23 protein-coding genes are annotated in these 26,444 nt (G+C 54.4%); 5 read left to right on the forward strand and 18 right to left on the reverse strand.

The window, feature by feature from the left end; translation table 11 throughout:
- Positions 1-4: 4 nt before the first annotated feature.
- From ftsA to leuO, 18 genes are all read right to left on the reverse strand, one after another.
- Positions 5-1,267, reverse strand: coding sequence for a cell division protein FtsA (gene ftsA, locus C2U53_RS04415; protein ID WP_003018755.1), 1,263 nt, complete (start codon positions 1,265-1,267; stop codon positions 5-7).
- Positions 1,264-2,094 (reverse strand): cell division protein FtsQ, encoded by an 831-nt coding sequence (gene ftsQ, locus C2U53_RS04420; RefSeq protein WP_042997932.1) that lies wholly within the window; start codon positions 2,092-2,094, stop codon positions 1,264-1,266. The genes ftsA and ftsQ overlap by 4 nt, the downstream gene beginning before the upstream one ends.
- 1 nt (position 2,095) lies before the next feature.
- Positions 2,096-3,016 carry a D-alanine--D-alanine ligase gene (locus C2U53_RS04425; protein ID WP_104445666.1) on the reverse strand — a complete coding sequence of 307 codons (921 nt, stop codon included), beginning with the start codon at positions 3,014-3,016 and terminating at the stop codon, positions 2,096-2,098.
- Positions 3,009-4,484 carry a UDP-N-acetylmuramate--L-alanine ligase gene (gene murC, locus C2U53_RS04430; protein WP_042997934.1) on the reverse strand — a complete coding sequence of 492 codons (1,476 nt, stop codon included), beginning with the start codon at positions 4,482-4,484 and terminating at the stop codon, positions 3,009-3,011. The genes C2U53_RS04425 and murC overlap by 8 nt, the downstream gene beginning before the upstream one ends.
- A gap of 52 nt (positions 4,485-4,536) precedes the next feature.
- A complete protein-coding gene (gene murG / locus C2U53_RS04435) occupies positions 4,537-5,604 on the reverse strand; it encodes an undecaprenyldiphospho-muramoylpentapeptide beta-N-acetylglucosaminyltransferase (RefSeq protein ID WP_042997935.1) in 1,068 nt (355 codons plus the stop codon).
- Entirely contained in the window at positions 5,601-6,845 is a 1,245-nt protein-coding gene (ftsW, locus tag C2U53_RS04440) for a cell division protein FtsW (protein WP_042997936.1), read from the reverse strand. The genes murG and ftsW overlap by 4 nt, the downstream gene beginning before the upstream one ends.
- Positions 6,845-8,161, reverse strand: a complete 1,317-nt coding sequence (murD, locus tag C2U53_RS04445; protein ID WP_042997937.1) for a UDP-N-acetylmuramoyl-L-alanine--D-glutamate ligase — start codon at positions 8,159-8,161, stop codon at positions 6,845-6,847. The genes ftsW and murD overlap by 1 nt, the downstream gene beginning before the upstream one ends.
- Positions 8,162-8,163: 2 nt before the next feature.
- Positions 8,164-9,246 (reverse strand): phospho-N-acetylmuramoyl-pentapeptide-transferase, encoded by a 1,083-nt coding sequence (gene mraY, locus C2U53_RS04450; protein WP_042997938.1) that lies wholly within the window; start codon positions 9,244-9,246, stop codon positions 8,164-8,166.
- Entirely contained in the window at positions 9,240-10,598 is a 1,359-nt protein-coding gene (gene murF, locus C2U53_RS04455) for a UDP-N-acetylmuramoyl-tripeptide--D-alanyl-D-alanine ligase (RefSeq protein WP_104445667.1), read from the reverse strand. Before murF ends, mraY begins: the two co-directional genes overlap by 7 nt.
- The gene (gene murE, locus C2U53_RS04460) at positions 10,595-12,082 is read right to left on the reverse strand and encodes a UDP-N-acetylmuramoyl-L-alanyl-D-glutamate--2,6-diaminopimelate ligase (RefSeq protein WP_104445668.1); all 1,488 of its coding nucleotides are present in this window, start codon (positions 12,080-12,082) and stop codon (positions 10,595-10,597) included. The genes murF and murE overlap by 4 nt, the downstream gene beginning before the upstream one ends.
- Positions 12,069-13,835 carry a peptidoglycan glycosyltransferase FtsI gene (gene ftsI / locus C2U53_RS04465; RefSeq protein ID WP_042997941.1) on the reverse strand — a complete coding sequence of 589 codons (1,767 nt, stop codon included), beginning with the start codon at positions 13,833-13,835 and terminating at the stop codon, positions 12,069-12,071. Before ftsI ends, murE begins: the two co-directional genes overlap by 14 nt.
- Positions 13,836-13,850: 15 nt before the next feature.
- The gene (ftsL, locus tag C2U53_RS04470) at positions 13,851-14,216 is read right to left on the reverse strand and encodes a cell division protein FtsL (RefSeq protein ID WP_012904474.1); all 366 of its coding nucleotides are present in this window, start codon (positions 14,214-14,216) and stop codon (positions 13,851-13,853) included.
- Positions 14,213-15,154, reverse strand: a complete 942-nt coding sequence (rsmH, locus tag C2U53_RS04475) for a 16S rRNA (cytosine(1402)-N(4))-methyltransferase RsmH (RefSeq protein WP_044255494.1) — start codon at positions 15,152-15,154, stop codon at positions 14,213-14,215. Before rsmH ends, ftsL begins: the two co-directional genes overlap by 4 nt.
- Before the next feature lies 1 nt (position 15,155).
- The gene (gene mraZ / locus C2U53_RS04480) at positions 15,156-15,614 is read right to left on the reverse strand and encodes a division/cell wall cluster transcriptional repressor MraZ (protein WP_044255498.1); all 459 of its coding nucleotides are present in this window, start codon (positions 15,612-15,614) and stop codon (positions 15,156-15,158) included.
- Between the two features lie 610 nt (positions 15,615-16,224).
- Complete coding sequence (gene cra, locus C2U53_RS04485; protein ID WP_042997944.1) at positions 16,225-17,229, reverse strand: catabolite repressor/activator; 1,005 nt, start codon at positions 17,227-17,229, stop codon at positions 16,225-16,227.
- A 180-nt stretch (positions 17,230-17,409) separates the two neighbouring features.
- Positions 17,410-17,901: an acetolactate synthase small subunit gene (ilvN, locus tag C2U53_RS04490; RefSeq protein WP_042997945.1), complete on the reverse strand. Its 492-nt coding sequence runs from the start codon at positions 17,899-17,901 to the stop codon at positions 17,410-17,412.
- A 2-nt stretch (positions 17,902-17,903) separates the two neighbouring features.
- Positions 17,904-19,628, reverse strand: a complete 1,725-nt coding sequence (gene ilvI, locus C2U53_RS04495) for an acetolactate synthase 3 large subunit (protein ID WP_044267398.1) — start codon at positions 19,626-19,628, stop codon at positions 17,904-17,906.
- A gap of 318 nt (positions 19,629-19,946) precedes the next feature.
- Positions 19,947-20,897 (reverse strand): transcriptional regulator LeuO, encoded by a 951-nt coding sequence (leuO, locus tag C2U53_RS04500; protein ID WP_042997947.1) that lies wholly within the window; start codon positions 20,895-20,897, stop codon positions 19,947-19,949.
- Positions 20,898-21,555: 658 nt separating this feature from the next.
- Between leuO and leuL the strand changes: the two genes are divergently transcribed.
- The 5 genes from leuL (at position 21,556) to leuD (ending at position 26,413) form a co-directional block, all read left to right on the forward strand.
- Entirely contained in the window at positions 21,556-21,642 is an 87-nt protein-coding gene (leuL, locus tag C2U53_RS04505) for a leu operon leader peptide (protein WP_042323878.1), read from the forward strand.
- Between the two features lie 89 nt (positions 21,643-21,731).
- Complete coding sequence (gene leuA / locus C2U53_RS04510; RefSeq protein WP_044255506.1) at positions 21,732-23,303, forward strand: 2-isopropylmalate synthase; 1,572 nt, start codon at positions 21,732-21,734, stop codon at positions 23,301-23,303.
- Positions 23,303-24,394 carry a 3-isopropylmalate dehydrogenase gene (gene leuB, locus C2U53_RS04515; protein WP_054176447.1) on the forward strand — a complete coding sequence of 364 codons (1,092 nt, stop codon included), beginning with the start codon at positions 23,303-23,305 and terminating at the stop codon, positions 24,392-24,394. The genes leuA and leuB overlap by 1 nt, the downstream gene beginning before the upstream one ends.
- A gap of 2 nt (positions 24,395-24,396) precedes the next feature.
- The gene (leuC, locus tag C2U53_RS04520; protein ID WP_042997950.1) at positions 24,397-25,797 is read left to right on the forward strand and encodes a 3-isopropylmalate dehydratase large subunit; all 1,401 of its coding nucleotides are present in this window, start codon (positions 24,397-24,399) and stop codon (positions 25,795-25,797) included.
- 10 nt (positions 25,798-25,807) lie between these two features.
- Positions 25,808-26,413 carry a 3-isopropylmalate dehydratase small subunit gene (leuD, locus tag C2U53_RS04525; protein WP_044255511.1) on the forward strand — a complete coding sequence of 202 codons (606 nt, stop codon included), beginning with the start codon at positions 25,808-25,810 and terminating at the stop codon, positions 26,411-26,413.
- The last annotated feature ends 31 nt before the right edge of the window (positions 26,414-26,444 follow it).

Consider the following 26,444-nt stretch of genomic DNA (forward strand, 5'->3'; position numbering starts at 1 on the left):
AAAATTAAAACTCTTTTCGCAGCCAGCTATTAAGACGTTTAATCCAAGAGCCAACTGAAGCCGTAACACGCTTTTCTACTTCAGCTTCACCACTTAAGTGGGACTCTTTCCCGTAGTGAAGCAGCCCCACCGCCGTTGAGTAATACGGCTCCTGAGCGTAATCCGTCAGACCGGTAATATTCAGCGGCGCGCCGATACGCACTTGCGTATGGAACACGCGCTGGGCACAGGCGGCAAGACCTTCAATTTGCGCCGCGCCACCGGTCAGTACAATCCCCGCCGCCAGATGATGTTTCACACCCTGCTGGCGAAGCTGTTCCTGTAATTGCAATATCTCTTCGTTGACCAGGTTGAGCAGTTCGGTATAACGCGGCTCAATCACCTCTGCCAGCGTCTGTCGTTGCAGACTGCGCGGCGGACGCCCACCCACGCTTGGCACTTCAACGCTTTCGTCTTTCCCGACGATGGATCCCAGCGCGCAGCCGTGGCGAACTTTAATCGCTTCGGCGTCGCTCGGCGGCGTACCGAAGGCATACGCGATGTCGCTGGTGACCACATTCCCTGCATAAGGGATCACTTTGGTGTGGCGCAACGCCCCGCCAGTATAAACGGCGATGTCCATTGTACCACCACCAATATCGACGACGCAGACGCCCAGTTCACGTTCATCTTCCGTCAAGACGGAATAACTGGCCGCCAGTCCGGCGAATATCAGTTGGTCAACTTTCAGGCCACAACGTTCCACAGCTTTAACAATGTTCTTCGCCATATCGTTGTGGCAGGTGATCAAATGCACTTTTGCCTGCATACGAACACCGGAAAGACCGACCGGGTTTTTAATCCCTTCCTGATAGTCAATCGCATATTCCTGCGGGATGACGTGCAACACACGGTGCTCATCGCGAACGCGCACTGATTTCGCGGTATGCACGACGTTTTCCACGTCTTCCTGCGTCACTTCTTCTTCCGAAATCGGCACCATGCCGATTTCATTCTGACAGCTAATGTGTTTGCCCGAAAGCGCCAGATAGACCGAGGAGATTTGGCAATCTGCCATCAGTTCTGCCTGGTCAATGGCGCGCTGTACGCATTTCACCACGGATTCGAGGTCGTTCACCCCGCCTTTATCCATCCCCCGTGATGGGCAACTGCCCACGCCAATGATATTGACCATACCGTCGGGCAGAACTTCCCCTACTAAAGCGGCGACCTTCGCGGTGCCAATCTCCAGTCCAACTACCAGTTTTCTGTCCGTCGCCTTGATCATTGTTGTTCTGCCTGTACCTGATTCTGTTGCTGATTAGATTCCTCAGGAGGCAAGGGAACCCACCCTACTGCCGCTCCTGAGTCATAACGCAAATCAACGTAGCTAATCCGTTTGCCATCGGTTTGCGCCTGCTGCTGTAAAACCGGATACAGTTCTACAAAGCGAGCCAAACGTTTCATCGTGTCACCCCTGCCAAGATTGAGCTTAATATCGTTATTAAGCGTCAACTGCCAGGAACGACGAGCGGTCATTGCCGCCTCCTTCAGGGTAAACCGGTCCTTCGCCAACACCTGCGACATGTCACGATACCCCTGCAACACTTCACTCGCGCTGCCTTCGGGGCCAGATAACATGGGTAAAACCTGCTTGCTGGTGCGATCGGCCGGCACGCTGAAGGCATTTCCTTCGGCGTCCACCATATGCTGATCATTCCAACGCGCAATCGGCACATATTCAACCAGATGAATCTTCAATTCATCGGGCCATTGCTTTCTGACGCTGGCCTGCTTGATCCACGGCAAGCGTTCGATCTGACTCTGGATGATATTCACGTCCTGGGTCATAAAGGTGCCGGGCGCACCCAGCGCCAGAATCGACTGGCGAATATCATCATTCTTCGTGTAATGGCGCTCACCGGTTAACACCAGCTTTGACAGCGGCAAACGCTGTGCATCTTCCATCCACCCCAACACCACCCAGCCGCTGACCAGCACGGTACACAGCACCGTCAGCAGGAAGAAAATACCTGCAAGACGCGTTCCATTATTGCGACGTGAGGAAGAAACCTCTTCATCACTGTTTCGCGTGTTCAGCGCAGCCTGCGACATATCAGTCCGCCAACTCCAGAATTCGTACCACCAACTGCGAGAAACTCATCCCCGCCTGACGCGCCGCCATCGGCACCAGGCTGTGGCTGGTCATACCCGGAGAGGTATTCGCTTCCAGCAGATAAAACTGGCCATCGTTATCCAGCATGACGTCAATGCGACCCCAGCCTTTACAGCCCAGGGTTGTCCATGCTTTCAGCACGACTGCCTGTAAAATATCTTCTTGCTCGCTTTCCAGACCTGCAGGGCAGAAATACTGTGTCTCATCAGACAGATACTTCGCCTCATAATCATAGAAGGTTCCGGCAGGTTGGATACGAATTGCGGGTAAAATTTCTTCACCCAGTATCGCGACCGTAAATTCCGGACCGCTGAGCCATTTCTCGATCAGAACTTCTTCATCATGCTGAAATGCCAGCGTTAATGCATCCTGTAAAGTGTCATATTCTGACACTTTCGACATTCCCACACTGGAGCCTTCACGGCTGGGCTTCACAATCAGCGGTAAACCCAGCGCAGAAATTTGCTTAACCAGTTCTTCATCAAGACCTTTTTCAAACTGAGATCGCGTCAGCGCGACCCATGGCGCGACAGGTAATCCCGCCCCCTGCCACAGCAGCTTGCTGCGCAGTTTATCCATGGAGATCGCCGATGCCATCACGCCGCTGCCGGTATAAGGCAAACCAACCAGCTCCAGCAGTCCCTGTAAGGTTCCGTCTTCCCCACCACGGCCATGCAGGGCGATAAAGACTTTCTGAAAGCCCATTGATTTCAGCAGCGTCACGTCGACCTCTTTCGGGTCGACCGGATGTGCATCCACGCCGCCTTCCCGTAATCCGGCCAACACTGCTGCGCCGGAATTCAGCGACACATCACGTTCAGCAGAGGTACCGCCCAGCAGGACCGCGATTTTATCAGCCATGTTGTTCGTCCTCCTGAATTTGCGGCTTCAGTTTGATTTCGGCTAAGGAACGCGCGATTTTGCCGATATTTCCCGCGCCCTGTACCAGAATCAAATCGTTACCGGTTAATACCGGTGCCAGCATTTCTGCGACCTGCGCCGGATCGGAAACCAGAATCGGGTCGATTTTACCGCGACCACGAATAGTGCGGCACAGTGAACGGCTGTCCGCTCCTGGAATCGGCGCTTCACCTGCTGCGTAGACATCCAGCATCAGCAACGCATCAACCTGGGTCAGCACGTTGGCAAAGTCGTCATACAGATCACGCGTACGCGTGAAACGGTGTGGCTGAAACAGCATCACCAGATTTTTGTCCGGCCATCCCGCCCGCGCCGCTTTAATGGTCGCATCCACTTCCGTCGGGTGATGCCCGTAATCATCCACCAGCATTGCCGTACCGGCTTTACCGTTCACCGGCTCGAGCGGGTACTCACCGAGGAAGTCGAAGCGCCGCCCGGTCCCCTGGAAGCTTTCCAACGCACGCAGGATCGCATCGTCTGCAATACCTTCTTCCGTCGCAACTGCCACGGCCGCCGCCGCGTTCAGGGCGTTATGGCGACCTGGCGCATTCAACGTGACGCGCAGGTCTTGCATCCCCTGGCGCAGCAGGGTGAAGTGCCCTTGCGGGCCCACCTGCTGATAATCTTCGACGCGAACGTCTGCGTCATCGCTAAAGCCATAAGTAGTGGTCTGACGGCCCACACGCGGCAAGAGCTCGCGGATCACCGGATCGTCAACACACATCACCGCACGACCATAAAACGGCAGGTTGTGCAGGAAATTAATAAACGTCTGCTTTAAATTTTCGAAATCGCCATGGTAGGTATCCATGTGGTCGGCTTCGATGTTGGTGACAATCGCCACCATCGGCTGCAGATGAAGGAATGACGCGTCGCTCTCATCCGCTTCCGCAATTAAGTAACGGCTATGGCCCAGACGCGCATGCACGCCTGCCGCTTTCACCAGACCCCCGTTAACGAAAGTGGGATCCAGTCCTGCTTCCGCGTAAATACTGGAGACCATCGCGGTGGTGGTCGTTTTACCGTGCGTCCCGGCAATCGCGATGCCATGACGAAAACGCATCAGCTCCGCCAGCATCTCCGCGCGGCGGATCACTGGGATGCGCGCTTCATGCGCCGCCACAATCTCCGGGTTATCAGCCGAGATGGCGCTGGAGACCACAACCACACTCGCATCTCGCACGTTTTCCGGGCGATGGTTGAAATAAATCGTTGCTCCCAGGTTCGTCAACTGCTGCGTCACCGGGTTAGGCGCTAAATCTGAACCACTGATCTGATACCCTTCATTGGCCAGAACTTCGGCAATACCGCCCATTCCGGCACCACCGATGCCGACAAAGTGGATGTGCCGAACGCGACGCATTTCGGGCACGATAGAACGCAGTTTTGCCAGTTGTTGTGTATTCATTCTTTACGCCATTCACTTCTCAATTCAGGCGATGCAAAAGGCACCGCTACAATTACGCCCGGGCAGCCCGGATCACTTCATTTGCGACACGCTCGGTGGCATCCGGAATGGATGCAGCGCGGGCACGTTCTGCCATGGTTAACAAACTTTCTCGCGACCACCCGGACAGGGTGCTAGCGACGGCATCCACAGTAAACTGCGGCTGCTCGAGAATTTTGGCTGCGCCCGCTTTTTCCAGCGGCAGCGCATTCCAGTACTGCTGTCGGTCTTTATGTTGAAACGGCACAAACAGCGCCGGTAAACCGGCGGCGGCAATCTCACTTACCGTCAATGCGCCAGAACGACAGACCACCACATCGGCCCACGCGTAGGCGGCCGCCATGTCATCAATAAATTCCGTTACCTTATGCTGGGGTTGCCCCACGTCGGCATAGGCCTGTTCTACGGTCTGCTGCGCGCCTTTCCCGCTCTGATGCCAGATAGTCACCGCATCACCCAGTCTGGCGGCAACCTGCGGCAGGGTCTGGTTCAGCACGCGAGCGCCCTGCGATCCGCCGACCACCAGCACACGAATCGGACCTTCGCGTCCGGCAAGACGATCCTGCGGCAACGGCAGCGCCAGCACGTCTGTACGTACCGGGTTCCCGACCACTTCCGCATTCGGAAACGCGCCAGGAAACGCCTGCATGACCTTGGTAGCAATTCTCGCCAGCCATTTATTCGTTAACCCGGCGATACCATTTTGCTCGTGCAACACGACTGGAATGCCCAGTGACCACGCGGCCAGACCGCCGGGACCGGAAACATACCCGCCCATCCCCAGCACCACATCGGGGTTAAAACTTTTCATGATTGCGCGCGCCTGACGCCATGCGTTGAAAATACGCAAAGGGGCGGCCAACAGCGCTTTCACGCCTTTTCCGCGCAATCCGGAGATACGGATGAAGTCAATATCGATGCCATGCTTAGGGACTAAATCCGCTTCCATACGATCTGCGGTACCCAGCCAGCGAACTTCCCAGCCCTGGGACATTAAATGGTGCGCGACCGCCAGTCCCGGGAACACGTGCCCGCCGGTACCGCCCGCCATCACCATTAACCGCTTCGCTTGACCACTCATCGTGAACCTCGTGTAAACGCCTGTGCTTTTTCCAGGCGCGTTTCATAATCAATTCGCAACAAAAACATGATGGCCGTCGACATAATCAGCAAACTCGAGCCACCATAACTGATGAGCGGCAGTGTCAGACCTTTAGTTGGCAGCATGCCTGCCGCCGCACCGACGTTCACCAGAGCCTGAAAACTAAACCAGATACCGATGGAACAGGCCAAAAATCCGGAAAAACGGTGGTCGATCTCCAGCGCTTTGCGGCCAATCGACATCGCGCGAAAAGCGACGAAGAATACCATTAAAAGCGCCAATACCACACCGATATAACCCAGTTCTTCCCCAATGATGGCGAAGATAAAGTCCGTATGCGCTTCCGGCAGATACTCCAGTTTCTGTACCGAGTTGCCCAGCCCCTGCCCCCACATTTCACCGCGACCGAATGCCATCAGTGACTGGGTAAGCTGGTATCCGCTACCAAACGGATCTTCCCACGGGTTCCAGAACGAGGTTACGCGGCGAATACGATACGGTTCGGCGAGAATCAGCAGTACGACCGCAGAAATCCCCATGCCGATAATGGCAATGAACTGCCACAACTTTGCCCCAGCCAGAAACAGCATCGCCAGCGTGGTCACGAACAGCACGACCACCGTACCGAGGTCAGGTTGCGCCAGCAGCAGGATCGCCAGTACCAGAATCACGCCCATCGGCTTTAAAAAGCCGCGCAGGTTATTACGAACTTCGTCAACCTTGCGCACCAGGTAGTTCGCCAGATAGCAGAACAGCGACAGCTTGGTAAATTCCGCAGGCTGAATACGCAGAGGACCTAATGCAATCCAACGCGATGCGCCGTTCACCGAACTCCCTACTACCAGCACGATCAACAGCATGATGATCGAGGCGATCAGCATCGTGGTACTGTATTTCTGCCAGAACTCCATCGGCAGACGCAGCGTGATCATCGCCAGACAAAATGCCAGAAAAATATAGAGCGCATCACGCTTGGCAAACAGAAACGGATCGCCCGCCAGACGCTGCCCAACGGGCATGGATGCCGACGTCACCATGATGAAACCGATCGCCGCAAGGCCTAACGTCAGCCATAGCAGCACGCGATCGTACATGATCAGACTGTCAGAATCTTTGTCCCGTGAGGCCATCACCCAGCCTTTAAGCGCCGCAAAGATCCATCCCAGGATGCCAAATCCCGGCAGGCGCGGCAGTCTCAGGCGAGGGAGAGATAAACGCATCAACCCAGCTCCTTCGCCAGACGGGTAAAGACATCACCCCGTTGCTCAAAATTCTTAAACTGATCGAGGCTGGCGCAGGCCGGAGACAACAGCACCATATCGCCTGACTTCACGCGCGGCGCCAGCAGGCGCATCGCCTCTTCCATCGTCTCGGTTTGTTCCGCAATTTCCGGGCGCAGCGCCGCCAGTTGCGCGCCATCCCGACCAAAACAGTACAACCGCACGCGATCGCCTTCCAGATAACGACTCAGCGAAGAGAAGTCCGCCGATTTACCATCGCCGCCCAGCAACAGATGCAGCGTGCCATCAACATGCAGGCCGTTCAGCGCCGCTTCGGTGCTGCCGACGTTGGTCGCTTTCGAGTCGTTAATCCAGCGCACACCGTTATGATCCAGCGCTAACTGGAACCGATGCGCCAGACCGGTGAACGTCGTCAGCGCTTTCAGGCTGCTGGCGCGCGGTAAACCTGCCGCATCCGCCAGCGCCAGCGCCGCCAGCGCGTTGGTGTAGTTATGCTGGCCGGAAAGCTTCATCTCTTTCACGTTCAGCACTTTCTCACCCTTCACCCGCAGCCAGGTCTCGCCCTGCTGACGGTTAAGGTGATAATCGCCCATGTTGACGCCAAAGCTCACACAACGCGCATCGGCTCCACGAATCGGCATCGTCAACGCATCATCGGCATTGACCACACAGACTTTCGCATTCTCGTAAACGCGCAGTTTTGCCGCGCGATACTGTTGTAAACCAAACGGATACCGGTCCATGTGATCTTCAGTAACGTTCAGAATAGTGGCCGCGGCCGCCTGCAGGCTGAACGTGGTTTCCAGCTGGAAGCTGGAGAGTTCAAGGACATACAGTTCGCGTTCTGCATCCAGCAGCATCAAGGCGGGCAGGCCAATGTTGCCGCCAACGCCGACGTTCACACCTGCCGCTTTCGCCATTTCACCTACCAGCGTCGTGACGGTGCTTTTCCCGTTCGAACCGGTGATCGCCACAATCGGTGCCTGCGCTTCACGGCAAAACAACTCGATATCGCCAACAATCTCAACGCCCGCATCAGCCGCTGCGCTCAGTGACGGATGCGCGAGGGCGATACCAGGGCTTGCCACAATCAGATCCGCCGCCAGCAGCCAGTCGTCATTCAGACTGCCGACATGACGCTCTACTGCCTCCGGTAACTTATCCAGTCCCGGCGGTGTCGCACGGGTATCCATCACGCGAGGGGTTACGCCACGAGCGAGGAAAAAGTCCACGCAAGAGAGTCCGGTTAATCCCAGACCGATAATGACGACGTTTTTACCCTGGTAATCAGCCATGATTAACGTACCTTCAGCGTTGCCAGGCCAATCAGGACCAGCATCAGCGAAATAATCCAGAAGCGCACAATCACGCGCGGTTCCGGCCAGCCTTTCAGTTCATAGTGGTGATGAATCGGCGCCATGCGGAAGATACGCTGCCCGCGCAACTTGAAGGAACCGACCTGCAATATCACCGACAAGGTCTCCACGACAAATACCCCACCCATGATCACCAGCAGGAACTCCTGACGCAGCAGCACGGCGATAATGCCAAGCGCGCCGCCCAGCGCCAGCGATCCGACGTCGCCCATGAAGACCTGCGCCGGATAGGTGTTAAACCACAGAAATCCTAAGCCCGCGCCGACAATCGCCGTACAGACGATTACCAGTTCGCCGGCATGACGTAAGTACGGAATATGCAGATAGTTGGCAAAATTCATGTTACCGGTCGCCCACGCCACCAGCGCGAATCCCCCCGCGACGAAGACGGTTGGCATAATCGCCAGACCATCCAGACCGTCAGTCAGGTTCACCGCATTACCGGTGCCGACAATCACGAAATACGCCAGCAGAACGTAGAACAGCCCCAACTGCGGCATGACGTCTTTGAAGAACGGCACCACCAGCTCTGTCGCTGGCGTGTCTTTCCCGGCGAGGTACAGTGCGAAAGCAACACCCAGCGCAATGACCGACATCCAGAAATATTTCCAGCGCGCAATCAGGCCTTTGGTGTCTTTGCGGACCACTTTGCGGTAGTCATCGACGAAGCCGATAATGCCGTAACCAATCAATACCACCAATACGCACCAGACGTACGGGTTTGACGGGTAGGCCCACAGCAGAACGGAAATAACGATCGCCGTCAGGATCATGATCCCACCCATCGTCGGCGTGCCGCGCTTGCTGAAGTGGGACTCCGGACCATCGTTACGTACAACCTGACCGAAGGAGAGTTTTTGCAGACGGGCGATCATGCGCGGGCCCATCCACAATGAGATGAACAGTGCGGTCAGCAGGCTGACAATGGCGCGAAACGTCAGATAGGAAAAGACGTTAAAGCCGGAATAATATTTGACCAAATGTTCGGCCAGCCAAACTAGCATGATCCTTTCTCCTGTAATGCGCGTACGACCTCTTCCATGGCGGCACTACGTGAACCTTTCACCAAAATGGTAATTATCTGTTGCTCTGCAATCAGCGTCTGCAGACGCGCGATCAGCGCGGCTTTATCCGCAAAATGTTCGCCGACGCCACTCGCATCGCTGATAGCCTTGCTCAGTTTCCCTGAACTCAATACGCAGTCGATGCCTGCCGCTTTCGCCGCCTCACCGACCTGCACGTGGCAGGCTTCGCTTTCTGCGCCCAGTTCGGCCATATCGCCGACAATCAGCACACGGTAACCCGGCATTTCGGACAGCACCTGTACCGCGGCGGTCATTGACCCGACGTTGGCGTTATACGAATCATCAAGCAGCAGTTGGTTTTCCGCTAACTGGACAGGGAACAGACGGCCCGGTACCGCTTTTAAATTTGCCAGACCGGTTTTGATCGCCTCCAGCGTCGCACCAACAGCCATCGACAACGCTGCCGCCGCCAGGGCATTGGCGATATTGTGACGTCCGGGCAATGGCAGCAGTACATCAATGCTTCCGCCAGGCGTTTGCAGTAAAAATTCGGTGCCATGTGACGTCACATGGACATTGGTGGCAGTGAAATCGCTGTTGGTAGCATTCGGTGAAAAACGCCAGACTTTTCGATCGCCGATAATGTTCTGCCAGTTCAACCAGTCATTGTTATCGGCATTCATAATGGCAATGCCGTTTTCAGGCAGACCGGTAAAAATTTCGCCCTTCGCCTTCGCCACTCCCGCCAGCGAACCGAAGCCTTCCAGATGCGCCGCCGCCAGGTTGTTGACCAGTGCCGCTTCCGGACGCGTCAGGCTGACGGTCCAGGCGATTTCGCCCTGGTGGTTGGCACCTAACTCAATGACCGCATAGTCATATTCCTGGGTTAAGCGCAGCAGCGTCATCGGTACGCCAATGTCGTTATTCAGGTTGCCTGCGGTATAGAGCGTATTGCCACACTGGCTGAGAATCGCCGCCGTCATCTCTTTCACAGAGGTTTTACCGGACGAGCCGGTTAACGCCACCACGCGTGCCGGAACCTGAGCGCGAACCCACGCAGCCAGTTCGCCGAAGGCCAGACGGGTGTCTTGCACAATCACCTGTGGCAAATCAACCGCCAGCGGACGGCTAACCAAGAGTGCGCCCGCCCCCCCCTCTTTTGCCTGTTCGGCAAAATCGTGAGCATCAAAACGTTCGCCTTTGAGCGCCACAAACAGGCAGCCCGGCGTCAGCTTACGCGTATCGGTGGTGACGGCATCGAGGGACAGATCGTCCCCTTTCAGTTCGCCGCCGAGAATACCGGCGAGTTGGCTGAGCGTTACGCGAATCATGCGATCACCCCCAGCAGGCGCGCCGCAGTTACGCGGTCGGAATAGTCGAGACGCTGCGTACCGACAATCTGGTAATCCTCGTGCCCTTTACCTGCCACCAGCACGACATCGTTATCTTTCGCCTGCATAATGGCGTTGGTCACCGCTTCGGCACGGCCTTCCATCACTTTTGCACGACCAGCATCCAGCATACCTGCCAGAATGTCGTCGATAATGGCGCGCGGCTCTTCAGTACGCGGGTTGTCGTCCGTTACGACCACAACATCAGCGAACTCTTCGGCAATCGCCCCCATCAGTGGGCGCTTCCCTTTGTCACGATCGCCGCCGCAGCCAAAGACGCACCAGAGTTGCCCGGTGCAGTGCAGACGCGCCGCCTGTAGCGCTTTTTCCAGCGCATCAGGGGTATGGGCATAATCGACAACCACGGTGGTTTTACCCGGCGCGCTAAAGACTTCCATACGCCCGCAAACGGGTTGCAGACGCGCAGCAGTTTTCAACAAGTCAGCCAGTGGATAGCCCAGCGCCAGCAGCGTGGCCAGCGCCAGCAACAGATTACTGACGTTAAACGCGCCCATCAGACGGCTTTCAATTTCACCCTCGCCCCAGCTTGAGGCGAAGCGGATGGTCGCGCCGCTGTCGTGATAATTCACCTCAACGGCCTTCAGCCACCGGCCATGACAGTTAGGGTTGATATGATCTTCCATTGAGACGGCCACGGCATCCGGCAGTTTCGCCAGCCAACGGCGACCGACTTCATCATCCGCGTTGATAATTGCCTGCCCACAACGGTGCGTGGAGAAAAGTAGCCATTTCGCGGCTTCGTAATGCTCCATATCGCCATGATAATCCAGATGGTCACGGCTTAAATTGGTAAACACCGAGGCGGCAAATTTCAGCGCCGCGACGCGATGCTGCACCAGACCGTGGGAAGAGACTTCCATCGCGCACAGAGTCGCACCCTGATCAACCAGCCCCGACAGCACCTGCTGAACGTCTACGGCCGAGCCGGTGGTATTTTCCGTTGGGATCACTTTACCGAGCAGGCCGTTGCCTACCGTGCCCATCACTGCGCTAGTTTCGCCGAGCAGTTGGCTCCACTGCGCCAGCAGTTGGGTCGTGGTGGTTTTACCGTTCGTGCCGGTGACGCCGACCAGACGCATGTTTTCAGATGGCTCGTGATAGAAGCGGCCCGCCAACGCAGATAAACGCTCGTTAAGCTGGCTGAGATAGATAACCGGTACGCCGTGCATTTCACGCACTTCACCGTCGGTTGCCTCGTCTTTTGCCTCTGCAATAATGGCAGCCACACCTTGCGCTATCGCCTGCGGGATATATCGACGCCCGTCCGCCTGATGACCTTTCACTGCCACAAAGAGATCGCCCGCCGCAGCCACACGGCTGTCGAGTGTCATCTCTCGCAGTTCTCGCGCAGGTAAACCTGATACCCACGGAGCAAGAAGGTCGCGCAAATTACGATCTGCCACCTGTTCCCTCGCCTTGATTAATTACGAATTCACTTTTTTCGCCCGTTGCCAGCGCATCCGGTTCGATGTTCATGGTGCGCAGAACGCCGCCCATGATGGCACCGAATACCGGCGCGGAAACGGCGCCGCCGTAGTATTTACCCGCCTGCGGATCGTTGATAACAACAACCAGCGCGAAGCGCGGCTGACTCGCAGGCGCAACGCCTGCGGTATAAGCAATGTATTTGTTGATATAGCGGCCATCCGGACCAACTTTCTTCGCGGTACCGGTTTTAATGGCGATGCGATAACCTTTAATCGCCGCCTTCACCCCACCGCCGCCCGGCAACGCCACGCTTTCCATCATGTGCACAACGGTACGTACGGTCGATTCCGGGAAAATGCGCTCGCCGGGAACCGGGGGATCCACTTTGGTAATCGACAGCGGACGATAAACGCCATAGCTGCCAATCGTTGCGTAGACTCGCGCTAACTGTAACGGGGTTACCATTAGCCCGTAGCCGAAAGAGAAGGTGGCCCTCTCTATGTCAGACCACCGTTGTTTTTGAGGATATAAGCCACTGCGTTCTCCGACCAACCCCAAATTGGTCGCCTTTCCTAGCCCAAAACGTGAGTAAGTATCTACTAACGCTGAGGACGGCATCGCTAACGCCAGCTTAGAAACACCGACGTTACTCGACTTCTGTAAAACCCCGGTCAGGGTCAATTCGCTGTAGCGCGCCACGTCTTTGATTTCGTGGCCGTTAATTCGGTAGGGAACGGTATTGAGCACACTGTTTTCCCGCACCACGCCGCGCTGGAGCGCGGTCATCACCACCATCGGTTTGACGGTAGAACCCGGCTCGAAAACGTCGGTAATGGTACGGTTACGCATCGCGTCTTTTGGCGTGCCGCTCAGGTTGTTCGGGTTATAGGACGGGCTGTTCGCCATTGCCAGCACTTCGCCGGTACTCACATCAACCAGCACCGCGCTCCCGGATTCTGCCTTGTTAAACGCCACCGCATTGTTCAGTTCGCGATACACCAGCGCCTGTAGGCGTTCATCAATGCTCAGCGCGAGGTTATGCGCCGCCTGGCTGTCGGTAGAAGAGATATCTTCAATGACGCGACCGTAGCGGTCTTTACGCACAATACGCTCGCCCGGTTGACCGGTGAGCCATTTGTCAAAACTCTTCTCAACGCCTTCAATCCCCTGGCTATCCACGTTGGTAAAACCAATGAGGTGAGCGGTCACTTCGCCGGAAGGATAGTAACGACGGGACTCTTCGCGCAGATAAATACCCGGCAGCTTTAGCTTTTTGATGTAATCCGCCATATCCGGGTTTAACTGACGCGCCAGATAGATAAAACGCCCTTTTGGGTTGGCGTTGATCCGGGCAGACAGTTGATCGAGGGGAATATTCAGGGCGGTGGAGAGCGCTCTCCAGCGGTCGCCAACGGTAATGCCCCCGGCTTCATGCACCTCTTTTGGATCGGCCCAGATAGCTTTCACCGGTACGCTGACGGCCAGCGGACGGCCCGAACGGTCGGTGATCATACCGCGCGACGTTGCCACTTCCTGTACGCGAAGCGAACGCATGTCGCCCTGACGGACCAGCATGTCCGGCGCGATAATCTGCAGCCAGGCGACGCGGCCCAGCAAGAACCCCAGCGCCAGTAAAATGCAGCCGCACAGCAACGCAAAACGCCAACTGATAAAGTTGGCCTGTTCTTCCTGACGTTTTGGTTTTAGCGTTTTTGCCGCTGCTTTCATGCGTCGCGTTTTTCCTTATTTTTGCACTACGATATTTTCTTGTGAGGGATCAACATGCTGCATTTGCAGCTTCTCCGTTGCGATCCGTTCAACCCGGCTATGATCGCCGAGGGCATTCTCCTCAAGAATCAGGTTGCGCCACTCGATATCCAGCGCATCGCGCTCCAGAACCAGTTGTTCGCGTTGCGCAGTCAGTAATCGTGTGTGGTGCGCGGTTGTTACCACCGTCACCGCCGTCACAATGATGCAAATGAACAGGCAGAGTGGCAGCTTCCCAAATCGCAAAAGATCGTCACCGATCACGCCAGGCAAAGCATGGCGCTCGTTGCTTCCAATCGATCCCTTAACTTTGCTGAGGGCCTCTGTCACTCTGCTGATCATGCGTTCGTCCTCTCTGCAATACGCAGAACTGAACTACGGGCACGAGGATTCTCTGCAACCTCTTCTTCACCCGGCATCAACTTGCCTAATGCTCTTAGCTCACGACCGCCCAGTTTTTTGAGCTGCTCTTCCGTCATCGGTAATCCTGCCGGAACCTGCGGACCACGGCTTTGCTCACGCATAAAGCGTTTCACAATGCGGTCTTCCAGCGAGTGGAAACTGATGACAGAAAGCCGCCCCCCCGGGGCCAGCACGCTGAGCGAGCTTTTTAGCGCCTGCTCTATCTCCTCCAGTTCACTGTTCACCCAGATGCGCACCGCCTGGAAGGTACGGGTCGCGGGATGTTTGAATTTGTCTTTCACCGGCGTTGCCGCCGCGACCACTTCCGCCAGTTCTTTCGTGCGGGTCATGGGCTGTTCGCGGTTGCGCTCAACGATGGCGCGGGCAATACGTTTGGCAAAACGCTCTTCGCCAAAGGTTTTCAGCACCCAGGCGATATCGGCTTCTTCTGCGGTTTGCAGCCATTCAGCAGCCGACTGGCCGCGAGTGGGATCCATGCGCATATCCAGCGGGCCGTCACGCATGAAAGAGAAACCGCGCTCAGCGTCGTCAAGCTGCGGTGAAGAGACGCCAAGATCGAGAAGAATCCCGTCGATCTTGCCGGTCAGTTCGCGCTCGCCAACATAGTCAGCCAGCGCGGAGAAAGGTCCATGAATGATGGAGAAGCGAGGATCATTGATGGTCTGGGCGACGGCGATCGCCTGCGGATCGCGATCGATTGCCAGCAGACGTCCCTCTTCGCCAAGCTGCGAGAGAATGAGACGCGAGTGACCACCGCGACCAAATGTTCCATCAATGTAGATGCCATCAGGACGAATATTGAGACCGTTTACGGCCTCGTCCAGCAGCACCGTGGTGTGTTTAAAATTTTCCATCATCTTATAGAGACAAGTCCTGCAGGCGCTCCGACAACGTCCCGGTCGCACTCTGCTCAGCGTCGATATCTTCCTTGACCTGTTGATACCAGGTCGTTTCATCCCACAGTTCAAACTTATTAAACTGTCCAACCAGCATCACTTCTTTTGTCAGCCCGGCATGTTGCCGCAGGACAGGCGCCACCAACAATCGCCCGGCACTGTCCATCTGACATTCACTGGCATGCCCCAACAGTAAACGCTGCACACGGCGTTCTACCGGGTTCATGCTCGACAGACGCGATAATTTTTGCTCGATAATTTCCCATTCAGGCAGGGGGTAAAGCAGCAGGCACGGGTGATGGATGTCAATGGTACAAACCATTTGACCGGTAGCACTCTCGATCAGTTGATCCCGGTAACGGGTAGGCACAGATAAGCGCCCTTTACTGTCGAGATTGACTAACGTTGCTCCCCGGAACATGCCAGTCTCTCCCCTCATTACCACTTTGCCCCACAAATTCCCACTCAAAGGAGTTTACGGAGCGGAGGAAAAGCTTGTCAAGCGAGTCACAACGCTTACCTGAGTAAAAAACCCAATGTTTACGGCTAATATCAGCGTTGATTAAATTCTGTCCAACGAACGAAGCAAATTAACGTCATGAATATTTGTAAGAAAAAATCCCAAAACTCATCACCGCTTTAAAACGAACAATTATTCTCAGGTGGGAATATAAAGTGTCAGTTTGCGACGCGAGCGGCATTTTAGGACATATTGCATCATGAATACAGTCCCTGTTTATGGCTGCAAACACCGCGCACCAACAAGCCCGCCGAGACATTCGTGCTGCGGCGACAAAAAGTGTTTGTTAATTCGGCAATTCACGACAAGCATGTAACAAAATAATACATATCTAACCTGCCGTTACGTCTCAATAACCTGAAACCGCCTCTGTTTCGTTTAAATACGGATTATTTCGGTAAAGTTGAGAAAATTATAAGGAATAATCTTAATTATGGTGAGGGTATTGTGGAGAGGGGAGCGTTACGTTGCGCCAGAAAAATTGTCTTCTGGCGCAGAATTCAAAAATTGACTAGCTGCGGCTTAATACGCCACGACGATAGAGATTACGTTTAATGCGCGTTAAACCAGGTTTTGGTTTACGCGGCTCATCCAGACTCGCCAGGACAATTTCCAGCACGCGCTCTGCAACATCACGATGGCGCTGCGCCACGGCCAGAACCGGGCATTGTAAGAAATCCAGCAGTTCGTTGTCGCCAAAGGTCGCAATCGCCAGGTCGGAAGGCAACTTACCATCACGACGCAGCGTCACATCCATCACCCCCTGCAACAGGGCAAATGAGGTGGTAAACAGCGCCTGCGGCATCGGATGCGTCTCCAGCCATTTTTCAAATAGCTGTGCCGCCGCGTCACGCTCATAGCTGTTGGCATACAGAAAATTCACTTCACGCGGATCGTCTTTCCAGGCCGCACGGAACCCCTGCTCGCGCAGGAAGCTGACAGACAACTCCGGCAGCGCGCCCAGATAGAGCACGGTGTCAGCCGGGAACTTACGCAACTCTGCGGCCAGCATTTCGGCATCGTCCTGATCGGCCCCCACGACACTGGTAAAATGTTCACGATCTAATGCACGATCCAGCGCCACAATTGGGAAAGTATCATTGGCCCAGCGTTGATAGAACGGGTGTTCCGGCGGCAACGATGTGGAGACAATGATCGCATCAACCTGACGCTGTAAAAGATGTTCAATGCAACGCATTTCGTTATCAGGCTGATCTTCCGAACAGGCAATCAGCAGTTGATAACCACGCTGGCGCGCCTGGCGTTCAAGATAATTCGCAATACGGGTATAGCTCGTGTTCTCCAGATCCGGGATCACCAGACCGATAGAACGTGTGCGTCCAGCACGTAGCCCGGCAGCCACAGCATTCGGGTGGTAATTATGCTCACGCACCACCGCCATGACTTTTTCGACAGTCTTGTCGCTCACGCGGTATTGCTTTGCTTTTCCGTTAATTACGTAGCTTGCAGTCGTTCGCGATACACCAGCCAGCCGAGCGATTTCATCCAGTTTCACAATTGCCCCTTGCGTAAAATGTACAAACCATAACCATTGTAACGGCATGGGTTAAAATCGGTAACATCTAAGCGCAGAATAGTTACTGCGGCAACCGCTTTTATTCCGGGTTACCACGGATTTCGCAAAAAAATGCCCAACGGAGGACGTTGGGCATATGAATTAACGAAAAGAGAATGATTAGCGCATTATTTTGTCGCCGCGCGATAGTCCCACCACACCGGAACGCGCAACCTCAACGATTTTCGCCACTTCGCGCAGCGTTGCCAGAAAAGCGTCCAGCTTATCGCTGGTCCCCGCCAACTGAACGGTATAGAGGTTTGGCGTGACATCAATAATCTGCCCACGAAAAATCTCCGTGTTGCGTTTCACCTCTTCCCGGCCATAGCCGCTGGCCTGAATCTTCACGAGCATGATTTCGCGCTCGACGTGCGCGCCGTGCCCAAGTTCGCTGACCCGCAACACATCCACCAGCTTGTGCAGTTGCTTTTCAATTTGCTCCAGTACTTTCTCATCGCCTACCGTCTGGATGGTCATACGAGAGAGCGTCGGATCGTCCGTCGGCGCGACGGTCAGGCTCTCAATGTTGTAACCCCGCTGAGCAAAAAGGCCGATCACGCGCGACAGCGCACCGGATTCGTTCTCCAGCAGTACTGATAATATCCGGCGCATAATCAGGTCCTCTCCGTTTTACTTAACCACATTTCATCCATCCCGCCGCCGCGAATCTGCATCGGGTAGACGTGTTCGCTGCCATCGACGGTAACATCAACAAACACCAGACGACCGTTTTTCACTTGCGCCAGCGCTTCACTCAATTGACTTTCCAGTTGATCAGGACGAGAAATCTGAATGCCGACATGTCCGTAGGCTTCCGCCAGGCGAACAAAATCAGGCAGCGACTGCATATACGATTGAGAGTGACGACCCGAGTAGATCATGTCCTGCCACTGCTTCACCATGCCCAGATAACGGTTGTTCAGGTTTAGCACCAGAACCGGCAGTTTATACTGCAGCGCGGTCGACAACTCCTGAATGTTCATCTGAATACTGCCGTCACCGGTCACACAGACCACCGTTTCCTCCGGCAGCGCCATTTTTACCCCCAGTGCCGCAGGCAGGCCGAAACCCATCGTACCGAGACCACCAGAGTTGATCCAACGGCGCGGTTTATCGAAGGGGTAATAAAGGGCGGCAAACATCTGATGCTGACCCACATCCGACGTCACATACGCATCGCCATTGGTCAGACGCCAGATAGCCTCAATGACCGCCTGCGGTTTGATACTTTCGCTGTGCGTGTCATATTTCAGGCACTGACGCGCGCGCCAGCGTTCAATCTGTTGCCACCAGTCACGAATATCATCCAGCGGCTGCTGAGCGGATTCCTGCGGCAATAATTCCAGTAACTGCTCCAGCACCTGACGTGCATCCCCGACAATCGGGATATCCGCCGTCACCGTCTTGGAAATGGATGTCGGGTCGATATCAATATGCAACACCGTTGCATTCGGGCAATACTTGGCCAGATTATTCGTTGTGCGATCGTCAAAACGTACCCCAACGGCAAAAATCACATCGGCGTTATGCATCGTCATGTTGGCTTCATAAGTACCATGCATGCCCAGCATCCCGAGCGACTGACGGTGCGTTGCGGGAAATGCCCCAAGCCCCATCAGCGAAGAGACCACCGGCAGGTTAAGCGTTTCGATGGTCTGACGCAGCTGCTCGTGGCACCCCGCCGTCACCGCCCCGCCGCCGACATAGACAACCGGTTTTTTTGCCGCAACCAGCGTTTGCAGAGCGCGCTTAATCTGCCCTTTATGGCCCGCCGTGGTCGGGTTATACGACCGCATGCTGACTGATTCTGGCCAGGAATAAGGCAGTTTTTTGCCGGGATTAAGAATATCCTTCGGCAAATCCACCACCACCGGACCCGGACGACCGCTCGCCGCCAGCCAGAAGGCCTTTTTCAGCACCTGTGGAATATCTTCCGTCTGCTTCACCAGAAAACTGTGTTTCACGACCGGGCGGGAGATCCCCACCATGTCGCACTCCTGAAAGGCGTCGTAGCCAATCAACGAGGTCGCGACCTGACCGGAAAGAATCACTAACGGAATAGAATCCATATACGCCGTTGCGATTCCAGTAATCGCATTGGTGGCGCCTGGGCCGGAAGTTACCAGCACCACGCCCACTTCCCCCGTTGCCCGCGCCAGGCCATCGGCCATATGCACGGCCGCCTGTTCATGGCGGACGAGCACATGATCGATCCCACCGACCGTATGCAACGCATCATAAATATCGAGGACGGCGCCCCCGGGATAACCGAATACCTGCTTAACGCCCTGATCGATAAGCGATCGGACGACCATTTCGGCTCCAGACAACATCTCCATGGCTTGCCTCACTGAATGACGATTAATGATGTGTAAAACACCTTAACCGCTCCCCAGGACGCAGGCAATTCAGAGAAAGGGGGAAAGACGCCGGAAAATAAGCATAAAAGAAAGGTAAGCGACGAAGAAACGGTGAATTAAACTAAATTTTTCTCAGGTAATGATAATTAATCGGTTGAAAATGCGCGCATACAGCGAATCATCAATTTTTACGCGAATGAAAGAAAGATAGCCAGACTCAATTCAGAATAAAATGCCAATAAATAAAAAACAGACAGGATAAACCGGATGTCTGCACCCGGTTTATCTCATTCATGCCTAACGCTTGCAGACGGAAGCTAACAGTTCTTCCATCCATTGGTGCCCTTTGTCCCGACCCGCAGCTTCATGCCATGACAGATAACAAGTTCTGCTATTCAATTTTAAAGGTAACGGTAATATTTGTAGATCCAGAGAGGGTGCAAACTCTTCAGCTAACCAGCGAGGGGCAATAGCCACCAGATGCGTTTGCGAAACAACATTAAGCACACTGATTAATGCCATCCCCTGATAGGCTACACACGATTGCGAATCAACCGAGTCATACCAGGGCCGACTAAACGAGTCAAAACGGTCAAGTGAAACGACCGCATGCTGTTCATTATAAACATCGCTTTCCACCAATGGTCCGTTAATGCGTGGATGCTTACGACTGGCGACCAGCACCATTTCGTCATTAAACAATGGAATACTTGTAAATTCAGGACGACGGAATTCTTCATAACTAATAACGAACTCAGTTTCCTGATAACGTAATTGGTGTTCAGTATCCTTATTTAAAGAGGACTTAAATACAACATGAATATTAGGGGCGATCTTTTCAATACGATTATAAATTAAAGAGGTCAGAATATTATCCAGCGGACTGCAAACGCAAAGATGAAACACGCGCTCACTGCTGCCAGGTTCAAATCCTGAACCGGGCAATTCATTCTGCACTAATTGCAGCGCCTGGCGGACGGAACCGAAAAGCTGGAAGGCCCGCGCGGTGGGTTGAATACCGCGACCGTAGCGCACAAAAAGTTCGTCATTAAACATCACTTTAAGACGCGCCACGGCGTTACTTACGGCTGGCTGCGACATGCCGAGAGCATGCGCGGCACGGGTAATATTCTGCTCCTGCATTACCGCATCAAATACAGTCAATAGATTAAGATCAACCATACGAAGTTGCGGTTTATCCATCTCTAAATGATGGGGATTAGGTTTATCAACGGTTACTTCTGGCATACTTAACTCCACTGTCACGCTTAACTCCCTTTTTGCTTGCCGGAATGCAGAGAAATAATCTCAGAAAATATGATTTACCATGCATATAAAATAAGAAAAAGGGCAGAGATAAAATTTCGGAAAACATAAAGGTGCGGGAAGATCGCCGTAAAAACCCCGCATCAGCACGATGTGGAATCCTTCCCCGCACGATAAATCATAAATTTCAATGACGGGAGCAATATAAACATAAGCGACGCCAATAAACAATCATGAGCTTTATGAATAAAATGCTGGCATTCAATTAAATTTTTATATTACTCACGCGTTAATTCTTAACATTAGCTTATCAATTGCCATATTCACCCCCATTATTAATTTATTATTAACTACCATAAAATCTTCAAAATCATATGGATAACTAATTTATTGCGTTCGTGACTTATCAGACTGCCGTGACAGCATTTGAAAAAAAGCGTGCTTAAATATGTCAAACGATGAAAAGTGTAAACCCTCCGCCGTTTTTTCATCGGCAATAACAGAAAAAGTTCAGCACAATTAGCTAAATCCGCCCCTCCCTTTTCTTCTGACTGGTGCGGTGTTTTCAGCGGTGGGGTTGACATCAGTCATCGTATCCAGTACCACTAAAAGCATATCGCATTCGCCTGGAGTTGATTTAATGATTCGTATCGCTCGCTTTAACGGTCTACTACTACTAAACGCATCTTCGTTGCGCGGTAGACTGGTGAGCGGCATTCAGCATTAAGTCGTATCCAGTAAGATAAAAAACCCGCGCCGTTGCGCGGGTTTTTTTATGCTCGAAGCAAGGCGCCCTAAAGACTAAGGACCTAAAACATGAGCCAGCAAGTCATTATTTTCGATACCACTTTACGCGACGGTGAACAGGCGTTACAGGCAAGCCTGAGTGTGAAAGAGAAGCTGCAGATTGCGCTGGCCCTTGAGCGTATGGGTGTTGACGTGATGGAAGTCGGCTTTCCGGTCTCCTCTCCCGGCGACTTCGAATCCGTACAAACTATCGCTCGTCAGGTCAAGAACAGCCGGGTTTGCGCATTAGCCCGCTGTGTGGAAAAAGATATCGACGTCGCGGCTGAGTCGCTGAAGGTTGCTGAAGCCTTCCGTATTCATACCTTTATCGCCACCTCACCGATGCATATCGCTACTAAACTGCGCAGCACGCTGGACGAGGTGATTGAGCGCGCGGTCTATATGGTGAAACGCGCACGTAATTACACCGACGATGTTGAATTCTCTTGTGAAGATGCTGGCCGTACGCCGATCGCCGATCTGGCCCGCGTTGTGGAAGCCGCCATTAATGCTGGCGCTAAAACCATCAACATTCCGGACACCGTCGGTTACACCATGCCCTTCGAGTTTGCGGGCATTATCTCCGGTCTGTATGAGCGCGTACCAAACATCGATAAAGCGATCATTTCCGTCCACACCCATGACGACTTAGGTCTGGGCGTCGGCAACGCGCTGGCTGCGGTTCACGCTGGCGCACGTCAGGTAGAAGGCGCGATGAACGGCATTGGCGAGCGTGCCGGTAACTGTTCGCTGGAAGAGGTGATCATGGCGATTAAAGTTCGCCAGGATATCCTGAACGTCAACACTCGCATTAACCATCAGGAGATCTGGCGTACCAGTCAGTTGGTCAGCCAGATCTGCAACATGCCGATCCCGGCGAACAAAGCGATTGTCGGCAGCGGTGCGTTTGCCCACTCCTCAGGGATCCACCAGGACGGCGTGCTGAAGAACCGTGAAAACTACGAAATCATGACGCCGGAATCCATCGGTCTGAATCAGGTGCAGTTGAATCTGACCTCCCGTTCCGGGCGCGCAGCGGTAAAACACCGTATGGATGAGATGGGTTATAAAGAGAGTGAATACAGCCTGGACAATCTGTACGACGCCTTCCTGAAGCTGGCCGACAAGAAAGGTCAGGTGTTTGATTACGATCTGGAAGCGCTGGCGTTTATTGGCAAGCAACAGGAAGAGCCAGAGCACTTCCGCCTGGATTATTTCAGCGTCCAGTCGGGCTCTAACGATATCGCCACTGCCTCCGTCAAGCTGGCCTGCGGCAGTGACGTGAAAGCCGAAGCGGCTAACGGTAACGGCCCGGTCGATGCCATTTACCAGGCGATCAACCGCATTACCGATTACGACATTGAACTGGTGAAATATAGCCTGTCCGCCAAAGGGCATGGCAAAGACGCACTGGGTCAGGTCGATATCGTCGCCAACTATAACGGGCGTCGTTTCCACGGCGTCGGTCTGGCGACAGACATTGTTGAATCTTCCGCGAAAGCGATGGTGCACGTGCTGAACAACATCTGGCGTGCGGCAGAAGTCGAAAAAGAGTTGCAACGTAAAGCTCAGAACAACGAGAACAACAAGGAAACCGTGTGATGTCGAAGAACTACCATATTGCTGTTTTGCCGGGCGACGGTATTGGTCCGGAAGTGATGACGCAAGCCCTGAAAGTCCTGGACGCTATTCGCCATCGTTTTGAGATGCGCATTACCACCAGCCATTATGATGTCGGCGGCGCGGCGATCGACAACCACGGTCAACCGCTGCCGAAGGCGACGGTGGAAGGCTGCGAACAGGCCGACGCCGTTCTGTTTGGCTCCGTCGGCGGCCCGAAATGGGAACATCTGCCGGCGGACAGCCAGCCGGAACGCGGCGCGCTGCTGCCGCTGCGCAAGCACTTCAAACTGTTCAGCAACCTGCGTCCGGCAAAACTGTATCAGGGACTGGAAGCTTTCTGCCCTCTGCGCGCCGACATCGCCGCGAATGGCTTCGACATTTTGTGCGTCCGTGAACTGACCGGCGGGATCTACTTCGGTCAGCCAAAAGGTCGCGAAGGCAGCGGCCAGCATGAAAAAGCGTTCGATACCGAGGTCTATCACCGCTTTGAAATTGAACGTATCGCGCGCATTGCGTTTGAATCTGCGCGTAAACGCCGCCGTAAAGTGACCTCCATCGACAAAGCTAACGTTCTGCAAACGTCTATTTTGTGGCGCGAAATCGTCAATGAAATTGCCAAAGAATATCCGGACGTTGAGCTGGCGCACATGTACATCGACAACGCCACTATGCAGTTGATTAAAGACCCGTCCCAGTTTGACGTGCTGCTGTGCTCCAACCTGTTTGGCGACATTCTGTCTGATGAATGCGCGATGATCACCGGCTCGATGGGGATGTTGCCCTCCGCCAGTCTGAACGAGCAGGGTTTTGGTTTGTATGAACCGGCGGGCGGCTCCGCACCAGATATTGCCGGCAAGAATATTGCTAACCCGATTGCGCAAATTTTGTCGCTGGCGCTGCTGCTGCGCTACAGCCTGGATGCCGATGACGCGGCATCCGCCATTGAACGTGCGGTTAACCGCGCATTAGAAGAAGGTATCCGCACCGGTGATTTAGCCCGTGGCGCGGCTGCCGTCGGTACCGATGAGATGGGCGACATCATTGCTCGTTATGTCGCACAAGGGGTGTAATCATGGCTAAAACGTTATACGAAAAATTGTTTGATGCGCACGTCGTCTATGAAGCGCAAAACGAAACCCCGCTGCTGTATATCGACCGACATCTGGTGCATGAAGTGACCTCTCCGCAGGCGTTCGACGGCCTGCGTGCGCATGGTCGCCCGGTTCGCCAGCCGGGTAAAACCTTTGCCACGATGGATCACAACGTCTCCACGCAGACCAAAGATATCAATGCGTCCGGCGAGATGGCGCGTATCCAGATGCAGGAACTGATTAAGAACTGTAACGAATTTGGCGTTGAGCTGTACGATCTGAACCACCCGTATCAGGGCATCGTTCACGTGATGGGGCCCGAACAAGGCGTCACCCTACCGGGAATGACCATCGTCTGCGGCGACTCGCATACCGCGACCCACGGCGCCTTTGGCGCGCTGGCGTTCGGTATCGGCACCTCCGAAGTCGAGCACGTGCTGGCTACCCAGACCCTGAAGCAGGGCCGCGCCAAAACCATGAAGATTGAAGTCAAAGGCACCGCAGCGCCGGGAATCACCGCCAAAGACATCGTACTGGCGATTATCGGTAAAACCGGTAGCGCCGGCGGTACCGGTCATGTCGTTGAGTTTTGTGGCGATGCCATCCGAGCCCTGAGCATGGAAGGCCGCATGACCCTGTGCAACATGGCGATTGAAATGGGTGCCAAAGCCGGATTAGTCGCCCCGGATGAAACCACCTTTAACTACGTCAAAGGTCGTCTGCACGCGCCGAAAGGTAAAGATTTTGATGACGCAGTCGCGTACTGGAAAACGTTGCAAACCGACGCCGACGCACGCTTTGATACGGTTGTCACCTTACAAGCTGAAGAGATTGCTCCTCAGGTGACCTGGGGAACCAATCCGGGCCAGGTGATCTCCGTGACGGACAACATTCCCGATCCGGCGTCGTTTACCGATCCGGTTGAGCGCGCCAGTGCTGAAAAAGCGCTGGCCTATATGGGCCTGAAACCGGGTGTACCGTTAACGGAAGTGGCGATCGATAAAGTGTTCATCGGCTCGTGCACTAACTCGCGTATTGAAGATTTGCGCGCCGCCGCAGAGGTCGCCAAAGGTCGTAAAGTCGCGCCGGGCGTCCAGGCGCTGGTGGTTCCAGGATCCGGTCCGGTCAAAGCACAGGCAGAAGCGGAAGGGTTAGATAAGATCTTTATCGAAGCCGGATTCGAATGGCGTCTGCCGGGGTGCTCCATGTGTCTGGCGATGAATAACGATCGCCTGAATCCGGGCGAACGCTGCGCGTCAACCAGCAACCGTAACTTTGAAGGGCGTCAGGGCCGCGGTGGGCGTACCCATCTGGTCAGCCCGGCGATGGCCGCGGCTGCCGCCGTTACCGGTCATTTTGCCGACATTCGCAGCATCAAATAAGGAGACTCCCATGGCAGAGAAATTTACCCAACATAACGGCCTGGTTGTCCCGCTGGATGCCGCCAACGTCGATACTGACGCCATCATTCCTAAGCAGTTTTTGCAGAAGGTTACCCGCACCGGTTTTGGAGCGCACCTGTTCAATGACTGGCGTTTTCTGGATGAAAAAGGTCAGCAGCCGAATCCGGAGTTCGTCCTGAACTTCCCTGAATACCAGGGCGCCTCGATTCTGCTGGCGCGTGAAAACTTCGGCTGCGGCTCTTCTCGTGAGCACGCGCCGTGGGCGTTGACGGACTACGGCTTCAAAGTGGTGATTGCGCCGAGCTTCGCGGACATCTTCTACGGCAACAGCTTTAACAACCAACTGCTGCCCGTGAAGTTAAGTGATGAAGAAGTCGACGAGTTGTTTACGCTGGTACAGGCGAATCCGGGTATTCACTTCGAAGTGGATCTGGAAGCGCAGGTCGTGAAAGCAGGCGAGAAAACGTATCACTTTAACATCGACGCCTTTCGCCGCCACTGCATGCTGAACGGTCTGGACAGCATCGGGTTGACGCTGCAACACGAAGACGCGATCGCCGCCTACGAAGAGAAACAACCGGCGTTTATGCGCTAAGCCCGCCATGCCGGAAGCACTGCGCTTATCC

The sequence above is a fragment of the Citrobacter sp. CFNIH10 genome (assembly GCF_002934585.1).
Taxonomy (GTDB): domain Bacteria; phylum Pseudomonadota; class Gammaproteobacteria; order Enterobacterales; family Enterobacteriaceae; genus Citrobacter_A; species Citrobacter_A amalonaticus.